Origin of the sequence: Providencia sp. PROV223 (assembly GCF_028479245.1) — a bacterium.
Lineage (GTDB): Bacteria > Pseudomonadota > Gammaproteobacteria > Enterobacterales > Enterobacteriaceae > Providencia > Providencia rettgeri.
Map to the genome: position 1 here is coordinate 41293 of NZ_JAMPNG010000014.1, position 22623 is coordinate 63915.

A 22623-nucleotide genomic window follows, 5' to 3' on the forward strand; every position below is an offset into this window, starting at 1 on the left:
TTTATATAACTGAGTTTTATGAATTTGTAATGCTTTTAGGTAATTATAGATACAGAGTATCTATCGAATTATGATTAGATAATTAAATTTTTTTTAAACAATAGCATAGTCAAATTTGTCATTTTATTTTATAACAAATTGATATTATTGGTTTTTTATTCACAGTTGCCAATTGGGTAATATTTATCAAAGATTACAATATATTTACGGCTCTTCTTTTTAAGACGCTCATCTTTAGATTCTTGGCCAGGTAATAAGTAAAATACATAAGGCTCGGAATCATCATTAGCATCACAGTTTTCATGTAAGAGCACTCTAAAATAGGTATTTCCCGTATTTTTTAGAATACGAGTACTGGGATTAAGCTCATATTTGAAATCTGGTTTTTTGGGTCTTACAACGAAATAGGTTTCTAGGCTAACCGTTGGGTAAAATAAAGGTCGCTTTTTTTGTTCATCATCATCACGCATATCAAGAGGCGTTTCGCTAATGATGATTTTATAATAGCGCTCAGTCTCATCGGTTTCTCCTCGATAAAAAATCTTAAAAAACTCTTGTTCTCCAGGTAATAAAATTTTCTTCAATGGAGTAAAAATAATCTCGCCATTATGGAGAGATGTTCCATGTTCTTGGTTACCTGGTTTATCAATTTTGTAAGCACTAAAATTATATAAATTAGTTTTATTTGTGTCATTGATGTATGGCTTAGAAAAAAACTCTTGTCCTGACTCCATCGAAGAAATATCTGCATTGATATATAAAGCAACAGCACTATTGCAAAGCATTGATAGCACAATCAAGAATAGGATTTTAAGTAAATAAAATGGTTTCATATTAAAAATCCAAGCCAAAGTTTAAGTATATATGAGGTTCAATAAAAGGGCCATTTGAGCTTTTACAAGTAGCCCTATAAGTCGTCATTAGATATTATTGAATATCGGGTCCAGTCCAAATTGCTTTGACAGTTATTGTGCCACTTGCAGAAACAGTTCCTAACCAATCAATGCCATCTAATGTAAAAAATGATTCAGAGTCATTCATTGGGAATGATAAATCTAAGTTAGTCCGATAAAAAGATCCTAAATCCTCATTAGGCCTATCCCATGGTGTTTCAGACCATAATGCATTTTTTAATGAAACTTCATTGCTATCACAACTTGCTCGGTGTGATTCTCTAGCGCCATTTTCATTTTTAAATGAAAGATAAGCGGAAAAAGGGACATTAAGTTTATTATCACTCGAGGTAAATAAACAGTATGATTGTCCTTTTAATGTTGTGTTTGGTCCTTCAACTTTTGCCGTAATAGAATCCGCTTGTCTTGGCCCGCTAGTTGTGACGATATAACTAAATTCTATTGGTGGTTCATCATTGCCGACTTTGCCCGTTTTCGATTGGTTTGGGTTAAAATCTGCAGGAATAATGCTGATTCCATAATCCCTCGGTTTAATTATTAAGAAATTTGAAGGCGAAAATTCATAAAATCCCGATTGAGGAAGTGGTGATTGAAAACCAAAAGTATACACGCTATCAGCGAGTGTGACGGTTGAATTAGGTGAAGCATCAACAATTGACTTTAAATACTCATTTGAGAGGAAAACCTCAATATTTTGTGAGCCATTATTAAAGATCTCTGACATGTTGGTTGTTGAGGACCAATTCGTCCAGCGTGTGCTGTTACTCCCTTTATACTGAATAAGTGCAGCCCGGGGGTCCCTAGCTAAGCCTAATTTTGCGCTATCAATATACATACGAACTGTAAATGTACCGCCGATAGATTGCCCTTGGGTTTCTAATTCAACTAACTTACAAATAATTCCAGATGTATTTCCAACAATTCCTGTTGAGCAAAAGTTAGAACCAAGTCCAATAGTTGGATTGCCATTGCTATCCACAAAAACTTCTTGTAAGGCTCCCGTTCCTTTTAGAATAATATTGCCTTTTTTATTGGTTGGAATGTAATGTTGTTGTGTTGTTGTTCTTCCGCCACTCGTCATACAGGTTGCGTTACTTAAATCATAATCATCGCGGCTTGTACAGGTTCTTAAATCAAAAGTATATTCTGTTCCTGGTGGTATTTCGGCTAACCAGCGATAAAAAGATTCAGAAAATATCGGTCTTGAATATCCAGACTCACCCGGTGTTCCTGTTTGTTGGATTTTATACGCACCATTATCTCGTAACTGCTGAGCTGACCAATAAGACGTCGCCGGGCAATTTCGGTTATTTGTCATACAACGATTCCCGATAAAAGGTTGGCTTACGGGAGAATTTTCTAACCAAATATCACCTGTATTATAAGTTGAGCTAAAAGGTGTTCCTGTATATCCCATATAACCTAAGCTGTATTGCCTATTGCGCTGGTATTTTGTGAATACATTTGAGCCCGAGAAGCGTGGGTCAACTCTATTAGCAACAATAAAGAATTCGTTATCAACTTGGTTTTCGACAATGACATACTCTTGTAATGGTGCTGTTGCAGAAAACGAATTCGGTATTAGAGCCGAAAATGAAATAAAAAGTGCTGTTATCGATAATAATCGCATATTAAATTAGCCTTTAAAGTGATAATTAACGTTTAGCAAATGCTTCTTGAGGTTCACATGTCACCTCACCGACCCACAATGCACCACGTGCACCTTGAAGGTTTAAATCTGCTTCACAAATTGTTTGCTGATCATCTTGTAATAGCGATATCACTGGATATCGGACGTCAACATCCATGGAAAATTCACCATTTTGATCTGTTTTTGTGCGACCAATATGATTTCGAATTGAGGCATATTTTATGTATTCACCATTTGGTGATTTCAGACGGCCAAATACCGTGACTAATTGCCTTACCTCTGGTTGATAAAGAGCAATGTTTCCTGGGTATAATGTGACGGATTTATTTCGCCCTGAGACAATATCAAAGCTGTCTTTTGATTTTCCGTCATTCATTAACTGAATGTCATAATCCGAATAAGGGGATAATGGAATAAAGGTATTTTTTCCGCTAATTGGGTAATTTTGCCCATTTACTTTTGCGACCATACTACCGCTACCTTTTATATCGGAATTAATAATAACGCCTGATTTGCCTTGCTGCCCACTTGGCATGATCATGCCGTCGCTATATGCCACTGAGCCACGAGATGTTAAGTTGCCATTAAGCCTGTTATTATCGGGGCGATTAATCGTCACTGTACCTGAATTATATTTAGTATCATAAGAAGCATAGCCTAATGTTGAAAAATTGGATTCACCATTATCTTTATCTCGGACTAATTTGGAGACAGAAACCCCTGCATTGGTAATCACCGAATTTTCAAAATTTTTATTCGCATAAATATTCGCTTTCACATTACCATTTGTTGAGGAAACACCTGTACTCAACCATGTTGATAAGGGTAAGGAAAAATCGAGGTTAATATATTTTTCGTTGGTACTATTTTGATTATCATAATGATAACGCTGTACACCTGCTCTTAGCCCCACGGTTCCATAACGGCCAGAGAATAATGTATTCGCATATTCATAGTTAATTGAATCACTGCCAATACGACGATCTTTAGTATTACTAATAGTCAGTGACCCAGTTCTATCAATTATTTTGTCAAAATTAATGGTTCCGCCATAAGAATAACTGTCAGCATCATAAAGTGGTAAATCACCAGTCACTACAGTTTTTTCTTTAGATGCCCATAAAGAACCGTAACCTTCCGGTATATTGACAGAAAGAGTCGCAATATTACGATAACTGCCATGGTTTTCTAGCATGCCTTGCCAGTTAACTGAGATATAGTTATTTAAAGCTGCATTGATACTCGTTTCTTGTACAACAAATTTATCAAACCCATAATTTGACATTTGAAAACGCACGCCAGACAACACAGGGAAGTTATAAGCGAAAGAGGCTCCGATTAAATGGCTTTTACCAGGAGTTTGGCTCGTTGAGCCTTCATTTCTTACATAATGGCGCTTATCAAAGTCAATATAACCACCATAAATTTCCCAATTGAGTTTATCAAAACCGCCTGTTATCGCTCCGAAGGATTTATTAATTGTTTGGTGCTGTGTTGTGACAATTTTGCCATCGATTACCGTCTCAATAGTGACGTCGTAAATGCCATAAGGCAGTATACTTGTATCAATTTCAAAATTACCCATGGGAAAATTTTGAATATTTAATAATTTACCTTGTCGATAAATACGTACTTCACCTGGGCTATTTAAAAAAGCATAAATCGGCGTGAGTGATTGCTGCTTATTTGTCACCATACTTGAGGAATTGTTTCCTATTGATGCCGCATAAATTTTACTGCTGCTAAGGGCAGTTAAGCTGGCAATAGACTGCAAATTCCATGTACTCATTAGCCCAAGTGCAAAACGGAATCCATTGAAATCACGCTCATACATTGCACGATACAGTTCAACATTAGAATTAGATTTTCCAATGCTATATGCTGATGCATTTACATTAAAGTGATGTTCCGCAGCTGCGAATAATGTATCTAAATTGAAATAGCTACTGGATGTATCTTTTGAATCTTTAACACGGCTCTGAAATACCCCTAAATCATAGTTAGCTACTGCTGAAAATGAATTGACTGAAGAATTTCCTAGTACAGATTGCCGCGCATGTTCTTTTGGCGAAAAAGCAGCTTTATCAACATCTAATGATAAATTAAATGAAGAGATGTTTAATTGAAGGGTTGCATTATTATCAATAACAATGCCATTACTTTCATTAAAAATGGCATCCTTTTTTTCTTCAAGTTTATCGACTAGTAAATTATTTAGTTTCGCACCGTGCTCATTTTCAATGAGATGAATACTTGATAATTTAATATTATCATGGTCGATTACAATAACTGCATCTGCAATTTTGCTTTCGCTCTGATTGGTTATCGTATCATCATTTAGTCGTAAAAAAACAGGTACAGACATTCCTTCTTCCAATGCACTAACAAATGCAGGAGGAATAATATATCCACCGATCTTAACGCTTTTCATTTCATTGGCATTAATCGTATTCGAAAAAATAATACTTAATATTGATAAAGCAATAGCACTTTTACGCATAATTTAAGTCCATTCTTAATTATTTGACAACAATGAACTCTCCTTTGTGCCAAATACCTACGCTTGATTTTTTATTTGTGACATCGACAAATTGTAATTTGACAGCTAAATTTGGCATGAGGTAATAACGCTCGCGACAAATACCATCCGCTCCGTATTTTTGTTTTTCTACTAAACAAGGGCCTGAAGCCACTACACGGAAGGTGCTGTTTCCAGTATTTGAAACTTGGGAATTAGAATATTTATAATTAAAGTTTTCAATTCTTGGTGCGACAACGAGAATTGTGCTAATTGTTGCCGATGTTGTTGCTGATGCCGATTTCGCACTTTGTGTAACACCACTCTCGCCAATAGGATCATCTTTCCAATTTAATCGATAGTAACGTTCTTTATTATCTTTTGGGCCTTGATAAATTATCTTAAATATATCTTTTGCATGCCCCGGAAGAATTAAGTTAGCGGGGGTTGATAATATTTCATTGGGATCAGTAACTGGAATTACTTTTCCAGTATCAAGTGGTGAATCTATTTTTTCTATCGTTAAATTTACCAATCTTGCCGTATCTACTGTATTTTCAATTTCTTTAGATAAGGTGTCTTCATCCGATGATATTATTTCAGTGATATTTCCCACATTGACAGCAAAACTGCTTTTTAATGGTAACCATGATAATAAAATTAATGCTAATGTTATCTTTTTCATAATCATAAATTTATAAAATGAATGACGATAAAGATATTATTTCCCTATAGTATCTTTATCGTAATATTTAGTTATCTAATAAGGGGATATTGAATTAAGGAGCTGGAGTAAACTCACCGTCCCAAGTTGCAGTAAACTGAACTTTCACATCACCATCCCATGTACCGTCAGTCAGTGCTTTAAAGTCAGTCGCTGCGCCATCAGCTTCAGCGCCAGCAATAACAAAGGTGAATTCACCGCGATCTGCTGCACGCTCTGAGCCATTATAGATACCATCAGCCGCTAAATTATCTAAACCAGAAGTTAAACCGGTTGATGTATCAATTAATACTAAATCATTATTTTTAGTCAGATCTTCACCATTCCATTTAACACCAACAGTTAATTTAGAATCGTCGGTAGTTCTTGCTAATGTATTAGCAATAATTTTTGACGCTAATTTAAAGTCAGTTGCACCAGCTTGGCCTTGAATAGCGATATCAAATGCGCCATTTTGTTGGTTAAAGCTTTTTTGGCCTTCGGCATAATTAAAGGTTAAACTTCTTAATGGAGTCACAACTAACATACTTGTCGTGTCTTTAATTGCAGTTGCTTGCCATGTAGCTGTTGCTTGAGCGGTACGTGTATCTGCATTTGCAACGGTAGCAAAAGAAGCTGCAATAATTGTTGATAACAATACAGAAGCCATTTTTTTATTTAACATACTAATCTCTCTTTTTATATTGATAGAAAACAATAGTAAAAATAGTTATTTAATTTTTACATATTGATATGGTTTTATTGAATTTAAAATGAAAGGTTTAAATATCTTTCATGCTATTTAGTAATATTGCGATTGTTTTTTTACTTAAATTTATATTGTTTCTTTTATTTTCTTCAGAGAAACAATCAATATAGTAAATCATTTCAATCCATCTTTTGTCTAAAACAGTTAAGATTTCATTTAATTGATCTAGCGATAATGAACTGGTACCAGTTTCATAGCGAGATACCTGTTGTTGGCTAATATTAATTAATTCTGCCAACTGTTTTCCTGTCATGTTTTTTTCTTTGCGTGATTTTCGTAAATAATTTCCTACATGACTACTAATTATATTAGCTTTCATTTTTTCAGCCTCTAATATTAATAGATCTATTTATGTGATATTCGTTAGCTCACTCGCTTGCTTAATTGAGTGTTATAATAAATACATTAAAAAAAGAGTAAATGGCAGGGTTTCTATTAAAGATTTACTTTCAATAGGTTTTTTCTATTAAATCTGTTTTTTTTAGCATTATTCAATTAAAAAATATCTCTTCACCAGTTTAATTGGTTAAAAATACACTTCATAATGTTGAAAACAGGGTATTCAATAAAAAAATACACCAAATAAGTGTAAAATTATTATAATTTTTAACAAATGTATATTTAATTAAGAAGCATAAAGAATCCACATTGAAAGTTACAATTTATTACAATTAAAGAGAGGGAAGAATTGAGAATAAAGGTAGGAAACCAGTTATATTGGTAGAATTGTAATTTTAAATGTGTATTTAACCCTCTTATCTATTAATAACTCAGTTAACTAATTTAATGTGTATGATGTTAAAGTCCCACTTTGATAATTAGATATATGATATAATATCAATGTCTATTAGGTGAATAAATGTAAGATAAAACAAATAGTTGATTTGCTTTATCCACTATAGTATCAACTTTCTATATCATGAACCTATTGTGGTACATAGGGAGTAGGAGCTAATACTTCGTCCTACAGACCTGTTTATCTTCTATAATTTCATAAAGTACTTTACCAGTGATAGTTGAATCAGGGGTGGGGGGTTATGTCCTCCATTGCCTTTCATTTTACCGATTTTGCAGTACCTAATACTATGCGCGTTTGTTCCAAACCCAATTCATCACCTAAAGCTACTCTAAATATTACTTATAAATTAGATATAACTATCTACATAGCAGCTAATCTAGATTTTAATCCTTTCTTTTGCACTTAGCTTTCCACTAGAGATTATACTTTTGGGTATAGTAACAGAGCATAGGAATGTCTGTTAGTAAAAACGTTGGTTGTTAGAAGTCCATAAGCTATCTATACATGATGAGTAATATCGATAAGCTATCCTGGGATAGCTAGCCAGATTGTTTTTTGAACGATTTTCTTTTTCTTCTTGGTAAGTGTGAATTATAATTTATAAACGTTACTATTTTTCTTTGGTATAAATAGAACAAAATAGATGGTTTTTTGTGCTTTATTTGAAGGGTTGAAATGATGTTTTTTTTATATCATTGATGAACTGTTTCAGTAGGGATAGTTATTATAGTCATTGTTTTTATTTTTTTAATTCTTTAAAAAAATAAAAATTAATGAGTATGTTTTGATATGTATCAATAAAAATAGCATACTCGATCTTAACGCTAATCAATGAGTATTTTATAGCGAAAAATCCTTAATACTCATATTAAGCGTTATTTTAAATTACAAGTAATACATTGCATTCCAAATTGTAACAAAATGAAACTTGGCATTAATTAGCGTGTCACTGTAATCTATATTGTTTTATAAGTAATAATACTTGCAACATATTGAGTTAATAACTGCAACAATATTATCACATCTAAAATTAATTGATTAATCACATAGTTACTTATCATTTTTCTACTCCAATTGCGTGTTTTATTCGGTTGTATATCTCAAAATATGGGTACAAAAAAAAATCAAAAAGCCCAGACCTATTGATTTTAATTCTATTGATAGGTTTAAACATTTTTACTCGTTTTTTATTCAATTTATATTATTAAGCATAAATTAGTAGTTAATGAATTATCACTAGAATAATTTAGCCCATTAAATAAATATACTAATGCTTATCATTTGATAAAAATTTATTGATCTTATACATCGGGAAAATTCTGGAAATGCTTATGGAAGTAAATAGGTTGAGTTATTATGCGGGAATATTTTTAAGGAAATCTAGAAAGGAAAAGAATTTGACGGGTAAGCAATTAGCAAAGCTAATGCACGTTAGTCAGCAACAAATATCTCGTTATGAAACAGGAAAAACATCATTAACAATAGACCAATTAAGTCATCTTTTACATCTCTTAGATAAGAATTGGGTTGAGCTTATTTTATTTGTTCAAAGTGAATGTGATATCGATATAAAATTGGAAAAAGAAAAAAGCAAAAGAAATTACTTATTAAGTAATTACTTAATTGATAATTTAGTAAATAAAAAACAGTAATTTTATTTTAATTTTTTTTAGCTCTATTCTCATAGTGGTCAAGATTATATTTTATAAAAAACACAGTTAAAAGTGTTTTTTATACTAAGTAATTTTTCATTTGTTGTATATTGAATTTAAATTAGAGAGAATAAAATGTTTAATAAGAAAATATCATCTGTATTATTATCTGGGATTATTGCTGCTTCTTTTGCTACGGTTGCAAATGCAGATACACGTACTGCTCAAGCAACAGCGACATGGCAAGCGACTGCAATTAAAGACACGACAAGTATGTTAGTTGTGACTCCACTAAAAAGCTTAACTTTTAATTACGCCGAAGGCCAAAAAAGCTTTAATCAGCAAAATGGTGCATTCGATGTCGCTATTCAAGGACAATCCGGCGCAACTGATTTTAAATTAACATCAAAAATTATTGCTAATACATTAGCAAGAACTACCGACGATTCTACATTAGAAGTTGGCGTTAAATGGAATGGTACTGATTTAAACACTGCAACGGATACTACGTTAATCAGCGTTGCTGACGGTATTACTTCAGGTTTAGATAATTTAGCGGCTGATGGTGTTTATAATAGTTCAGATCGTGCAACAGATCGTGGTGAGTTCACCTTTGTTATTGCTAAAGCTAAAGCAGCAGGCGCAGTCGCTGAGTTTAAAGACTTAGATGATGGTGTTTGGGATGGTGATGTGAAAGTCCAGTTTACTGCAAACTGGGAAGGAACTTTTGTTACTCCATAAGTTTTTTATTTTGAGTTTTATTATGAAAAAAACAACAATAGCAGTTATTCTATTATCAATTCTCCCACTAAAAAACATCTTGGCTGTTAATGTTGGTAATATCACAGAAATTATTTCATCTGATGAAAATTCACTTTCTAAGGAAATTGAAAATACAGTTGATGCGGCTAGATTAGTAAACTTAACGATAGAAAAAATAGATACGCCATTAGAACATGGAAAGGTAATTTCAACTAACGATCCTAACGAAATATTGTCAACACCAGCGAATATTATTCTTCCGGGGAATTCACGTGATGTATTTAAAGTTATCTACAATGGCCCGAAAGACGATAAGGAACGTTATTATCGGCTAAATTGGAAAGATGATCCAATTAGCGAAAGTGGGATTACGAAAAGTTCAAAATCAGCATCAGCAACAACATCAGCAACGATTAGTACAATACTTGTTGTTGCACCTAGAATAGAAAATTTCCAATACAAATATGATAATCAAAAAGTTGCTAATTTAGGGAACAGTTCTTTTCGTGTTGTTGCTTCAGGACCCTGTTTACCTGAAAAAATAAATCTTGGTTCCGATGGGATCTGTAAAGAACGTTATTACTTGATGCCAAATTTAGCTGTAAAACTTCAGTTGGTTGATATAAATAATAAAAAAACAAGTGTTGGTATTTGGCACAAAGGTGATTTTATTGTGGTCAAATAGCTAATATTGGGTCTTAATTATGCATAAAAGTATTATTGCATTATCAATAATGAGCTTTATTTTTTCAAATGTTGTTTATGCTAAAGATATCAAGCGTATTAAAATTGGTGGGTATATTATTCCGCCAGCTTTTGTTATGGCACTGGAAGAGGGAATGTCAGTACCTGTTTTTTTACGATTAAATACTTCTAGAGAAAAAAATCAAAGTGAAGATAAAATTGCTGATGCCATCATTATTGTTGAACAAGGAAAAATTAAACTTGCGAATATTAATTTTATTGATAATAGCCAAGGGCCAAAGTTAAGCTCACTATTGATAGATGAATTAGAAAACAGTAAAGATAATTTTTTCAATGAATCAAATAATATTAAGATTGATAAAGATGCATTACTTCAGTTAGATATTTCTTCATTTAATTTGTCACTCAATGTTGACCAAGATGCTTTTGTGCCTAAAGAAAAAGTTAGGCAATTTTCTCTAGGTGACTCATCGGTAAATGATTTTTCTGCAGTAGCTAATTATGATTTAGGTGTTTTTGGAAGCCAGGTAAAAAAAGGGAAAAATTCATCGAGTAGCTATTTTAATTTAGATACTTTGTTGGCTATAGCCGAACACCACATTAACATTAATGCATCAGCCTACAGCATTGGTAAATCAAACTCTGATATTGAATTATATCGTGCTATGTATGAACGTGATTTTAATGGAATACGTTATGCGATTGGATTAATGAGTACGTGGAATTTACAGTCTATTGCGAGCCTAACTACTCTAAATAGCAGTAAAATTTATGCAGTTACACTAGGAAATAATGCATCTAGTGTCGTGGTGAATTCAAAATATTCGTTAACACCAATTTATGTATTTTTAAATAGTCCAGGTGAAGTTCGTATTTACCGTGATGGAAAGTTATTAAATATTCAAAATTTTCCGATGGGTAGCTTTGAAGTCGACACGAGTATTCTTCCATTTGGTATCTATGATGTCACGATTGAGACGGTTGTAGATGGTAAAATTGTGACGACTCAACATCAAACAATTAATAAATCCTTTGGAACTAGCGGCGCTAATTTTGAAAAGTTAAATTGGGAAGTCTATGGGGGATATGTTGATTTCGATAAGAAACGTTATGTAAGAGGAAAATATTCTAAACGTGAGCCACTGAAGCAAAGTTATTTAGTCGGTGCGTCCGTGGCAAAAGGTTTTCCTGTTTTATCTGGATTAAATATTCAGATGTCTAATTATGGCTATGACAATTTTTTAATTAATGAAAGCAGTATTAACTTTTCTTTAAATCAGTATGTATCACTGTCTTGGCAGGGAATGATTGAAAACCATGGAAGCCATAGAAATATTGCTACGCTATCGACAAGTATACCTGATGGTTATGGATCTGTTTGGGCTTCGAAAGAAAAGGCCGTAGTAAAAGGTGAATTACCGATTTATGACTCTGATAGCTATTCTTATGGCGCAACTTTAAATTTTGACAAGGTATTTGAGCGAGCGGGAACATTCACTATTAGTAGTACAAAAGATAAACGCATTGGTAGTGATTCAATTAACTATGAATATTCAAATACATTATTTTCAGGCCGTTACGGCACTATTGGGTTAAGAACAGGCGTTCAGCGTTATCACTATGATGACCAAAAAAGTATGAATGAAAAATTTATTAGCCTCGATTTTTCATTACCTTTATCAACATGGTTGAGTACAGGTGTTTCATCGAGCAATGGCAATGTGAAAGCCAATATCTATGCGAATAAGAGCTTTGATGATTCGGTTATTACAAGTGTCGGAGGTTCGGTATCAAAGCTAGTTAAAGATAAAAATAACGGTGAGTCTAATATTTCAACAATGGGCTATGCCTCTTACGAGACTAAATATAACTCAGGTATGGTGACACTTAACCGGCCCGATAGTAATAGGCTTAATGGTAATTTGACGTCAAGAGGCTCAGTCGCTTATAGCAATGGAACTATTATGCCAAGTGGGCAGCAAGGGAAATCAGGTGTCATTATTAATTCGGATATTTATGGAGCTGGGAGTATGACTGCGCGTGTTAATGGGCAAAATTACCCTGTTAGTGGAGCAAATACCTTTATTCCATTATCACCTTATTCTGACTATGACATTCAATTAATGAATGATGCGAAATCTAAAGACAGTTTTGACATTGTCTCAGGGCGAAATAAGTCTGTCACATTATACCCTGGGAATATTGCTATTTATAAACCTGAAGTTAGGCAGCTCGTGACGGTATTTGGCCGTTTGAAATCGCCAACTGGCGAATTTATTAAATATGCGTCTATCCGTAACCATATTGGTCGAACGAAAACAGATCACAATGGTGAGTTTTCTATGGATGTCGATGTTCGCTACCCTGTTATTTCACTTCTACAAGAAGATGAGCAAACTATATGCGAAGCTGATTTGAATCTAGAGGGGGCCAGAGGTGCGTTATGGCTAGGGGATGTAACTTGTGACCCGCAAAGAACAGTCGCATTAAGGCAATGAGAGTTTCATGATGAATAAAAAATATTTCTTACTATTTTTGGCGAGTTGTTTGTTGAATGGCGTCTTTAGTTCTTCTGGCTTAGCTGTGGCTCTGAGTAATTCTTATGTGTTTATTGAAAATGGTGTTGATAATGAGTTTTTTGTAACACCAAGGTCTTTAGATCCTCGATTCACTGGCGCAAATAAATTTTCCCGTTATTCAGCAAGAAATCAAGAAAGCTTAGGTTATATGGGCTACACCAATACCTCGATTCGGGCCAACCAGAATGTAGATATTTGGTTTGAAAATTCACCGATTGATAGCCCATTTATTGGTAACCGCTGTATGCGTAATTACTGTAACCGCGATACGGGTTATTGGCCTGCACAATATGTTGGTCGAAATGGCGCGTATAAAATTGTACAGGATAATACCTTGGGGGAAGGGGCATATGCGCGAGGTATTTTTAGTGAGTCAACATACCAATATTTTCAAAAACTGCCTATTGGTACAGTGGAAACTTATAGCTATCGTGCATGTATGACTGACTTGGATTATGACCCTGCAAAAGGAGAAAGTTGCCAAAGTGTTGGTGGACGAATTATCGCATCTCATGAGTTTACAATGACGAAATCAGGGCATATTAAACTGAGTTCAACAGGAGCAATGCAAGAAGTTTATATTGATAGTAATGGTAATCCAAGCCTAGGTCCCGGGGAGCAATTTTGTCGTATTGGTATTGTTGCCAACGTGAACGGTTTAATTTGCCAAGTGGTAAAACATGAAACATCGGGGGATATTTTTGCGAATGTGTTGCTAACATTAAAAGTAAATTCAACATTAATTCCATTTACCCCTGCTGCTGCGTCAATAAAAATAGGCCCTGACGACGGTTCTAATGTTTGGCGAAATTACAACTCGGCTTATGCAGCGAACTCATATTTTAAAAGTTCAAATAACTATGTTTCTATCTTTTTCTCTAATACGTTTTTCAAACAATTAGTGACAAATAATATTGATTTCACCAATAGCCAAGACTTTTTTACGTTTTCGTTTACGAACCCTGCCGCTGCCCCACAGTCAGGCTATTATGAATTCACGCCATCGAACCAGTTAGTGATAAAGCCTAGGGACTACAGCATTAGTATTGTGCCTGCGGATTATATTCCTAACCCGTCAAAAACTGGGAAAATTGGCCCAGCGGAACCACCAATTGAGTTTAATTATATTGTGACGACAAGCGGCCCTCGACAAGCGGACGCGATCACTGCAAGAGTCGAGGGGCCGACAGTGAATGTTAACGGACAAAACTTTTGTTTGTTCAGCTCCGATGATGACAAATTTCGTGTTCCGTTTTCAGCTTACTTGTCATTTAAAAATGCTTCAGGTATTGAAGAGTCTTATCGCTCAAATTGTGATGGTACCGAAATATCAATGAATAATGCGTTGTGGGCGGAAACTCCGTGGGATATTCCTAACCAAGATTTAGGGTCATTCTATCGTACTAATTTGGATTTACGTTTCCCAATGAATGATTCAAACTCATTATTTACGTTAGATGGCATCGATTGGTTAGGAACGGTGTCTGCGAGTGGAACAGTTGTCGTGAAAGCGATTTGGACGGGGCCAGATGTCCATTTATAAGGTTGGCGCGATTTATACTGATAAGCTGAAGCGTATAGCGACTCAACTATTGATTAGCTCGCTGTTATTATTGCTTTTTTCATGTTTTGGTAAAGCCTATTCACTTTATTTGAGCTCAGATATTTCATCTTTAGAACCCAATAAAAGCTTTTTTTCAAAGTCCTATATCAATGATACGAAAAAGGTGAATTTATATACATTTAGCGCATACCAAATAGATAAGCCTGATAATAAAGAACAAGGGAAGCCAATAGAAGAAGGGGAAATTATTTTTACCCCATTAAAAAAAATCGTATTACCCGGTGAGCAAGAGTATTTTAAGATTTTTTATCGCGGTAAAGCGGATGATAAAGAACGCTATTATAAGATTGTGATCAGTGAAACGGCACTTGATGTGGAAACTGACTCTTTTCAGAATCAGCAACCGTTATTTTACCCCACAGTTAGTTTAGAAACCTATTTTGTGGTTAGGCCGAAAGATATTGCATTTAAATATGCGATGGATGTGGATGCGGGCATATTAAAAAATACGGGCAATACTTATTTTAGGGTGTTAATTCATGAAAGCTGTGAAGTAAAGGATGATGAACAGCCCTTAGTTCTTTATCTTTTACCACAACAAGAATTTCACCATGAAGCTTTAAAGAAAAAAAGCCGTAAATACATTGTTATATTTGATAAATACTATTCTATAGGCAATTGCGATTAGCTGATTTAAAATTTTATATTATATGATTAGCCAGTAATATTTGTTGTTACTGGTTTTTTTCAATTCATGTTACTTCTATCTATTAATAGTCATTAGAAAGGCTAGGTCTTTTACTCAACTCAAACAAAAATATTCGGGCATATTGCGCTTTTTTTTGTCTAAAACTTTGCCAATTATCACTAATGTGGCAGCTAAATGTGCTAGAAGCATAAATCACCTTGATCCCAGACACTGAACTCAGGTTTAATAAGGTTAGTCACTTGCGCAAAAATGTAAGTCTTAAGGGATATTTTGCGCAATGGAATGGATTCAGCTTTGCGGCAGTTCAATTTATTAGCGATCTGCTGCCATGAACATAGCAAATATTGCGGTATGGGTAGAATTGGGTTACTTTCAATCGCTCTATTCGTGAAATGCTCAGTTTGTTGTCGATGTGTTGTGGTTCCTTAGATAAGGAGACCGATGGCGATACCTCGGTAAATTGATACTTTCATGTTGCAGCGAAATTAAAGTAGCACTATCCGTATTGCGTTGTAAAAATTGGTTTAAGTACGTTTTTATCCTACCTGGAGTATACTGATGACGACTCGTAAAACCCTTGCTAATGCTATCCGCTTTCTAAGTATGGATGCGGTTCAAAAAGCAAAATCAGGGCATCCTGGCGCGCCAATGGGCATGGCTGATATCGCTGAAGTACTGTGGCGTGACCATATGAATCATAACCCAGCAGACCCTCACTGGGCAGATCGTGACCGTTTTGTACTGTCAAACGGCCATGGCTCAATGTTGATTTATAGCTTACTGCACCTCACTGGTTATGACTTACCTATCGAAGAGTTAAAAAACTTCCGCCAATTACACTCTAAAACACCGGGCCACCCAGAATATGGCTATACTCCAGGTGTTGAAACAACAACTGGTCCTTTGGGGCAAGGCATTGCAAACGCAGTGGGTTTTGCGATCGCAGAACGCACATTAGCCGCGCAATTTAACCGCCCTGGCCATGACGTTGTTGATCACCACACTTATGTTTTCATGGGTGATGGCTGTATGATGGAAGGTATCTCGCACGAAGCATGTTCTTTAGCGGGTACACTGAAATTAAATAAACTGATCGCATTCTATGATGACAACGGCATCTCAATTGATGGTGAAGTTGAAGGTTGGTTTACTGACGATACCGCAGCACGTTTTGAATCTTATGGCTGGCATGTTATCCGTGATATCGACGGACATGACGCATCACAGATCAATGCGGCAGTGAATGAAGCGAAAAACCAAGCTGATAAACCAACACTGATTATGTGTAAAACTATCATTGGTTTTGGCTCACCAAACAAAGCTGGTTCTGAGTCTGTCCACGGTGCACCTTTAGGTGATGCTGAAATTGCAGCAACTCGTGAAGCTCTGGGTTGGAGCTACGGTCCATTCGAAATTCCTAAAGATATCTACGAAGCTTGGGATGCTCGTACCGCAGGTAAAGAAAAACAAAGCGCTTGGGATAAAAAATTCGCCGCATATTCAGCCCAATTCCCTGAATTAGCTGCGGAATTTACTCGTCGTATGAATGGTGAATTACCAGCTAATTTTGACGCGGATGCAAAACAATTTGTTGAAAATCTGCAACAAAACCCAGCAAATATTGCCAGCCGTAAAGCATCACAAAATGCATTAGAAGCGTTTGGTAAAGTGTTACCAGAATTTATGGGTGGTTCTGCAGACTTAGCACCAAGTAACTTAACCATGTGGTCAGGTTCGAAAGCGCTGAATGTTGACCCAGCGGGTAACTATATTCACTACGGTGTTCGTGAATTTGGTATGTCAGCTATCATGAACGGTATCGCGTTACATGGTGGTTTCATTCCTTACGGCGCGACATTCCTGATGTTTGTTGAATACGCGCGTAATGCGGTTCGTATGGCAGCACTGATGAAAGTGCGTAGCATCTTCGTTTATACTCACGATTCTATTGGTCTGGGTGAAGATGGCCCGACTCACCAACCGGTTGAGCAACTGGCAAGCCTGCGTGTGACACCAAATGTCAGCACGTGGCGTCCTTGTGACCAAGTTGAATCTGCGGTGGCGTGGAAATATGCTATCGAGCGTAAAGATGGCCCAAGCGCATTAATCTTCTCTCGCCAGAACTTAGAGCAACAACCTCGTAGCGCTGAACAATTAGCCAATATCGAGAAAGGGGCTTACATTCTGAAAGATTGCGCAGGTACGCCTGAGTTAATCTTTATTGCTACAGGTTCTGAAGTGGAATTGGCTGTTAAAGCGGCTGATCAATTAACATCAGAAGGCCGTAAAGTTCGTGTTGTTTCTATGCCATCAACGGATGCATTTGATAAACAAGACGCGGCATACCGTGAAGCGGTTTTACCTGCCAATGTGACAGCACGTGTTGCTATCGAAGCGGGTATTGCAGATTACTGGTTCAAGTACACTGGTTTAAACGGCGCCATCATCGGTATGCATACCTTTGGTGAATCTGCTCCTGCCGAAGTTCTGTTTAAAGAATTCGGTATCACAGTAGAGAAAGCAGTTGAAGCTGCGAAATCTTTACTGAAATAAAATAAGAAGGAATGAGTTCCGAATTTCGGTTCTCATTTCTAATTATCTTGCTGAACAACGCCTAGCGATAAACTAGGCGTTGTTTTTTTGTGCACCAATATAGGATTTTCTATTGCGTTCTATAAATATATCCCTTAATCTAATCCTAGATAAGCTGAACCGTTTCAGTTGTATGTTGCAGAATGAAAATATTTTTTAAAAATGTCGGTTGAAGCACACTTTTGATGTTTGACAGCTAAAATGAGCAGTAGAGTTGGTGTGAGTCAGTTATCCTTAGCAACCGTGTGATTTTGCTCAGATACAAGGTGTAGAATGGCAATCAGGGTAGCAATAAATGGCTTTGGCCGCATTGGTCGAAGTGTTCTAAGAGCGTTGTATGAGTCTGGCCGTCGGGCAGAGATTGTCGTGGTGGCGGTTAATGAACTTGCTGAACCTGAAGGGATTGCGCATTTGCTGAAGTATGATTCCAGCCATGGGCGTTTTGCTTGGGATGTACGACTTAACGGAACACTTTTACAAGTTGGTGATGATAATATTCGTTTATTTCACCAATCTGAGCTGCATGAGTTGCCTTGGAAAGAACTGGGGATTGATGTTGTTTTAGATTGTAGTGGGGTTTATGGTTCACGGGATGACGGCTTATTGCATTTAGCGGCAGGGGCGAAAAAAGTATTATTTTCTCACCCGGGTACTGATGACCTTGATGCAACTATCGTTTATGGTGTTAACCATGAAAGTTTAACCGCTCAAGACAAGATTGTTTCCAATGCTTCTTGCACCACCAACTGTATTATTCCTATTATTAAATTGCTTGATGAGGCATTTTCGATTGAATCGGGAACCGTGACGACGATTCATGCGTCAATGAATGACCAGCCTGTTATCGATGCCTATCATAAAGATTTACGCAGAACTCGTGCAGCGAGTCAGTCTATTATTCCTGTTGATACCAAGTTAGCGGCAGGAATTACGCGAATTTTTCCGAAATTTAAAGACCATTTTGAAGCCATTTCTGTCCGTGTACCGACGACGAATGTGACAGCGATTGATTTGAGTGTTACCGTACATAACGATGTTTGTGTTGATAAAGTCAACCAACTACTGCGAAGCGCGGCACAAGGCCATTTTCGTGGTATAGTGGACTACACTGAATTACCGCTAGTTTCGATGGATTTCAATCATGATCCACACAGTGCTATTATAGACGGTACACAAACGCGAGTTAGTGGTAAGCATTTAATTAAAACCCTAGTTTGGTGTGATAACGAATGGGGGTTTGCTAACCGGATGCTAGATACAACATTAGCGATGGCAGCGACAGGTTTAAACTAATTGGCGACTGACAGACAGCAGGGCATGATAACTTTATTGTTTTGCACAGTCGCTGATGGAAACTTTATAGAGAATCAACGAGAGGATTCACCATGTCTGTAATTAAGATGACCGATTTAGACTTAGCGGGTAAACGCGTATTCATCCGTTCTGACTTAAACGTTCCTGTAAAAGATGGCAAAGTTACTTCTGATGCACGTATTCGTGCTTCATTACCAACAATTGAAGCTGCTCTGAAACAAGGCGCTAAAGTCATGGTCACTTCTCACCTTGGTCGCCCGACCGAAGGCGAGTACAACGAAGAGTTTTCACTGCAACCTGTTGTTGACTATCTGGCTGACAAAATGGATTACCCAGTCCGCTTAGTTAAAGACTACCTTAACGGTGTTGAAATCGAAGCTGGCGAGTTAGTTGTGCTGGAAAACGTTCGCTTTAATAAAGGCGAGAAAAAAGACGATGAAACCCTGTCTAAACAATACGCTGCATTGTGTGATGTTTATGTTATGGACGCATTTGGTACGGCTCACCGCGCACAAGCGTCAACACATGGTGTTGCTAAATTCTCTCCAGTTGCTTGTGCTGGCCCACTACTGAGTGGTGAGTTAGAAGCGTTAGGTAAAGCATTAGATAACCCAGCTCGTCCAATGGTTGCGATTGTTGGTGGTTCTAAAGTGTCAACGAAACTGACTGTATTAGATTCCCTATCTAAAATCGCAGACCAGCTGATTGTTGGTGGCGGTATTGCAAATACCTTTATCGCAGCGGAAGGCAATAATGTTGGTCGCTCATTATATGAAGTGGACTTAATCCCTGAAGCGAAAAAATTACTGGCAAACTGCCAAATTCCAGTACCAACGGATGTTCGCGTTGCAACCGAGTTCTCTGAAACTGCACCAGCAACTCTGAAAGCGAGTACTGAAATTAAAGATGACGAACAAATTCTGGATTTAGGTGATGAATCTGCACAGCGCTTGGCTGAGATCCTGAAAAATGCCAAAACCATTCTTTGGAATGGCCCAGTAGGCGTGTTTGAGTTCCCTAATTTCCGTAAAGGTACCGAGATCGTTGCAAAAGCGATTGCTGATAGCGACGCATTCTCTATCGCTGGTGGTGGTGACACCCTAGCAGCTATCGATTTATTCGATATTGCTGACAAAATTTCATATATCTCTACTGGTGGCGGTGCTTTCCTTGAGTTCGTTGAAGGCAAAAAGCTCCCTGCCGTTGTGATGCTAGAAGAACGTGCTAAAGCGTAATTAATTGTTCATACACAACAGGCAGCGTAGGCTGCCTGTTTACCACAGGACCTTTTCACATGTCTAAAATTTTTGATTTTGTTAAACCGGGTGTTATCACGGGTGATGATGTACAGAAAGTTTTCGCAGTTGCCAAAGAAAATAACTTTGCATTGCCAGCGGTGAACTGTGTTGGTACGGATTCAATTAACGCCGTACTTGAAACGGCCGCGAAAGTGCGTGCGCCAGTTATTGTTCAGTTTTCAAACGGCGGTGCCGCATTTATCGCAGGTAAAGGTTTGAAAGCAGAAGGCCAACAAGCTGCAATTTTAGGTGCAATTTCAGGTGCTTATCATGTGCATCAAATGGCAGAGCACTACGGTGTTCCTGTTATTCTGCATACTGACCACTGTGCGAAAAAATTACTGCCATGGATCGATGGCCTGTTAGATGCAGGTGAAAAACACTACGCGAAAACCGGTAAACCACTGTTCTCTTCTCACATGATTGACTTGTCAGAAGAATCACTGGAAGAAAACATCGAAATCTGTGCTAAATACTTAGCACGTATGGCTAAAATCGATATGACATTGGAAATCGAATTAGGCTGTACAGGTGGTGAAGAAGATGGTGTTGATAACACCGGAATGGACAGCTCTGAGCTGTATACTCAACCTGAAGATGTTGCATACGCATACGAAAAACTGAATGCAGTAAGCCCACGTTTCACTATCGCTGCATCTTTCGGTAACGTTCACGGTGTTTATAAACCAGGCAACGTTCAGTTAACGCCAAAAATTCTGCGTAATTCACAAGACTACGTTTCAGAAAAATATAATCTGCCACACAACAGCTTAGACTTCGTATTCCACGGTGGTTCTGGCTCAAGTGCTGCTGAAATCAAAGAAGCAGTTAGCTACGGTGTTATCAAAATGAACATCGACACTGATACTCAGTGGGCAACTTGGGATGGTATTTTACAGTACTACAAAAAGAACGAAGGCTATCTGCAAGGTCAGTTAGGTAACCCAGAAGGTGCGGATAAACCTAACAAAAAATACTATGACCCACGTGTATGGCTGCGTAAAGCACAAGAGTCAATGGTTGTTCGTTTAGAGCAAGCATTTAAAGAACTGAACTGTGTCGATGTTCTGTAATTAACACGCATTAAGTTTCTTGTGATGAATCCCTCAGTAAGGTGACTTACTGGGGGATTTTTTGATCATGTAGATAGCGAAGTTTCACTTAATTGTCAAAGTAGTTTTAAAAATAATGCTTCACTTTGTGTTAGCGGTTTACTGGCCTCAGTGATCGCACATATGCGGTTATGAAAAACAGGGGAATCGTTCATTTCTACCAGTGAATGGCGAAAATTAATATGAGAGGCATAGTTCTCGGGCAGAATTCCGACATAGTGACCTGAAGCGATAAAGGTGGCAACGGCCTCAAGGCCAGCGGCTTCAGGGCCTCGACTAAATTCACCCGATGCTAAAATACTTTCAGTGAATGGATGTGGCCGGTAAACCAATGCTAGATTATGCTTGTTGCTGGCGGTATTGGCAGAAACATAAAGCTTATGGTTTTCTATAAATAAGAATTGATAATTATAACGGCTATTTTCGTGATACTGCCCCCGAATACCAATTTGAATTGTTCTGTCGCTAAGTGCTTTATTTAATTGATTATGGTTGAGTATGCTTAGCTCTAATTTGACATTAGGCGCCTCTTGGGTAAATTGAGCGATAGTGGCTGATAAATGGCAGAGTGGATCCGTTAAAATATGTTCAATAACACCAATAACTAATGTGCCAGATAAAACCCCATGGCGTTCATCAACTTCAGTTTTGATATTATCTAATGCTTTCAAAGCAGTTTTTGCTTTTTCGATAACAAATAAACCTGATTCAGTTAGCTTAAAGCCTGAAGGTCCTCTTTCACATAATTGGACTCCGAGTTTTTCTTCAATTTCACGAATATGGCGGCTTATTGACGCTTTTGACATATTTAATTTTTTTTCTGCAATGGTAAAGCCACCGACTTCTGCAACAGAAGTAAAAACACGTAATGATTTTAAGTCTTTTTCCGTTAATTTTTTATTATGCATATTTATACCTATTACGTGAAATGAATCACTAAATGCTAATCTAGCTTAATTTTTGTTGGGACACAAATGACACA

17 protein-coding genes are annotated in these 22623 nt (G+C 36.8%); 10 read left to right on the forward strand and 7 right to left on the reverse strand.

Annotation, left to right across the window (positions count from 1 at the left end; all coding sequences use genetic code 11):
• Positions 1–155 precede the first annotated feature (155 nt).
• The 6 genes from PR767_RS15380 to PR767_RS15405 all read right to left on the reverse strand — a co-directional run bounded on the left by PR767_RS15380 (position 156) and on the right by PR767_RS15405 (position 6874).
• Complete coding sequence (locus PR767_RS15380) at positions 156–785, reverse strand: fimbrial protein (protein WP_442959516.1); 630 nt, start codon at positions 783–785, stop codon at positions 156–158.
• 142 nt (positions 786–927) lie between these two features.
• Complete coding sequence (locus tag PR767_RS15385; protein ID WP_272520564.1) at positions 928–2544, reverse strand: fimbrial protein; 1617 nt, start codon at positions 2542–2544, stop codon at positions 928–930.
• Positions 2545–2569: 25 nt separating this feature from the next.
• Positions 2570–5065, reverse strand: a complete 2496-nt coding sequence (locus PR767_RS15390) for a TcfC E-set like domain-containing protein (RefSeq protein WP_272520565.1) — start codon at positions 5063–5065, stop codon at positions 2570–2572.
• A gap of 19 nt (positions 5066–5084) precedes the next feature.
• Positions 5085–5768: a hypothetical protein gene (locus PR767_RS15395; RefSeq protein WP_272520566.1), complete on the reverse strand. Its 684-nt coding sequence runs from the start codon at positions 5766–5768 to the stop codon at positions 5085–5087.
• 94 nt (positions 5769–5862) lie between these two features.
• Positions 5863–6471, reverse strand: a complete 609-nt coding sequence (ecpA, locus tag PR767_RS15400) for a common pilus major fimbrillin subunit EcpA (protein ID WP_004914448.1) — start codon at positions 6469–6471, stop codon at positions 5863–5865.
• Between the two features lie 97 nt (positions 6472–6568).
• A complete protein-coding gene (locus PR767_RS15405; RefSeq protein WP_004914446.1) occupies positions 6569–6874 on the reverse strand; it encodes a helix-turn-helix domain-containing protein in 306 nt (101 codons plus the stop codon).
• Positions 6875–8685: 1811 nt separating this feature from the next.
• On the opposite strand from PR767_RS15405, the gene PR767_RS15410 reads away from it, so the two are divergent.
• The 10 genes from PR767_RS15410 (at position 8686) to fbaA (ending at position 21602) form a co-directional block, all read left to right on the forward strand.
• Positions 8686–9006, forward strand: a complete 321-nt coding sequence (locus tag PR767_RS15410) for a helix-turn-helix domain-containing protein (protein WP_198641857.1) — start codon at positions 8686–8688, stop codon at positions 9004–9006.
• A gap of 135 nt (positions 9007–9141) precedes the next feature.
• On the forward strand, positions 9142–9747 hold the full coding sequence (gene ecpA / locus PR767_RS15415) for a common pilus major fimbrillin subunit EcpA (protein ID WP_272520567.1): 606 nt from the start codon (positions 9142–9144) through the stop codon (positions 9745–9747).
• A gap of 22 nt (positions 9748–9769) precedes the next feature.
• Positions 9770–10453 carry a hypothetical protein gene (locus tag PR767_RS15420; RefSeq protein WP_272520568.1) on the forward strand — a complete coding sequence of 228 codons (684 nt, stop codon included), beginning with the start codon at positions 9770–9772 and terminating at the stop codon, positions 10451–10453.
• A gap of 19 nt (positions 10454–10472) precedes the next feature.
• Complete coding sequence (locus PR767_RS15425; protein WP_272520569.1) at positions 10473–12971, forward strand: TcfC E-set like domain-containing protein; 2499 nt, start codon at positions 10473–10475, stop codon at positions 12969–12971.
• A 7-nt stretch (positions 12972–12978) separates the two neighbouring features.
• Complete coding sequence (locus PR767_RS15430; RefSeq protein ID WP_272520570.1) at positions 12979–14595, forward strand: fimbrial protein; 1617 nt, start codon at positions 12979–12981, stop codon at positions 14593–14595.
• Positions 14582–15304, forward strand: coding sequence for a fimbrial protein (locus PR767_RS15435; protein WP_272520571.1), 723 nt, complete (start codon positions 14582–14584; stop codon positions 15302–15304). Before PR767_RS15430 ends, PR767_RS15435 begins: the two co-directional genes overlap by 14 nt.
• A 579-nt stretch (positions 15305–15883) precedes the next feature.
• Positions 15884–17878: a transketolase gene (gene tkt, locus PR767_RS15440; protein WP_109911908.1), complete on the forward strand. Its 1995-nt coding sequence runs from the start codon at positions 15884–15886 to the stop codon at positions 17876–17878.
• A gap of 312 nt (positions 17879–18190) precedes the next feature.
• On the forward strand, positions 18191–19210 hold the full coding sequence (gene epd / locus PR767_RS15445; protein WP_004914418.1) for an erythrose-4-phosphate dehydrogenase: 1020 nt from the start codon (positions 18191–18193) through the stop codon (positions 19208–19210).
• Positions 19211–19302: 92 nt separating this feature from the next.
• Positions 19303–20466 (forward strand): phosphoglycerate kinase, encoded by a 1164-nt coding sequence (pgk, locus tag PR767_RS15450; RefSeq protein ID WP_272520572.1) that lies wholly within the window; start codon positions 19303–19305, stop codon positions 20464–20466.
• A gap of 59 nt (positions 20467–20525) precedes the next feature.
• Complete coding sequence (gene fbaA, locus PR767_RS15455) at positions 20526–21602, forward strand: class II fructose-bisphosphate aldolase (protein ID WP_004914411.1); 1077 nt, start codon at positions 20526–20528, stop codon at positions 21600–21602.
• A gap of 95 nt (positions 21603–21697) precedes the next feature.
• On the opposite strand, the gene PR767_RS15460 is transcribed toward fbaA, so the two are convergent.
• Positions 21698–22549 carry a LysR family transcriptional regulator gene (locus tag PR767_RS15460; RefSeq protein WP_272520573.1) on the reverse strand — a complete coding sequence of 284 codons (852 nt, stop codon included), beginning with the start codon at positions 22547–22549 and terminating at the stop codon, positions 21698–21700.
• Positions 22550–22623 lie beyond the last annotated feature (74 nt).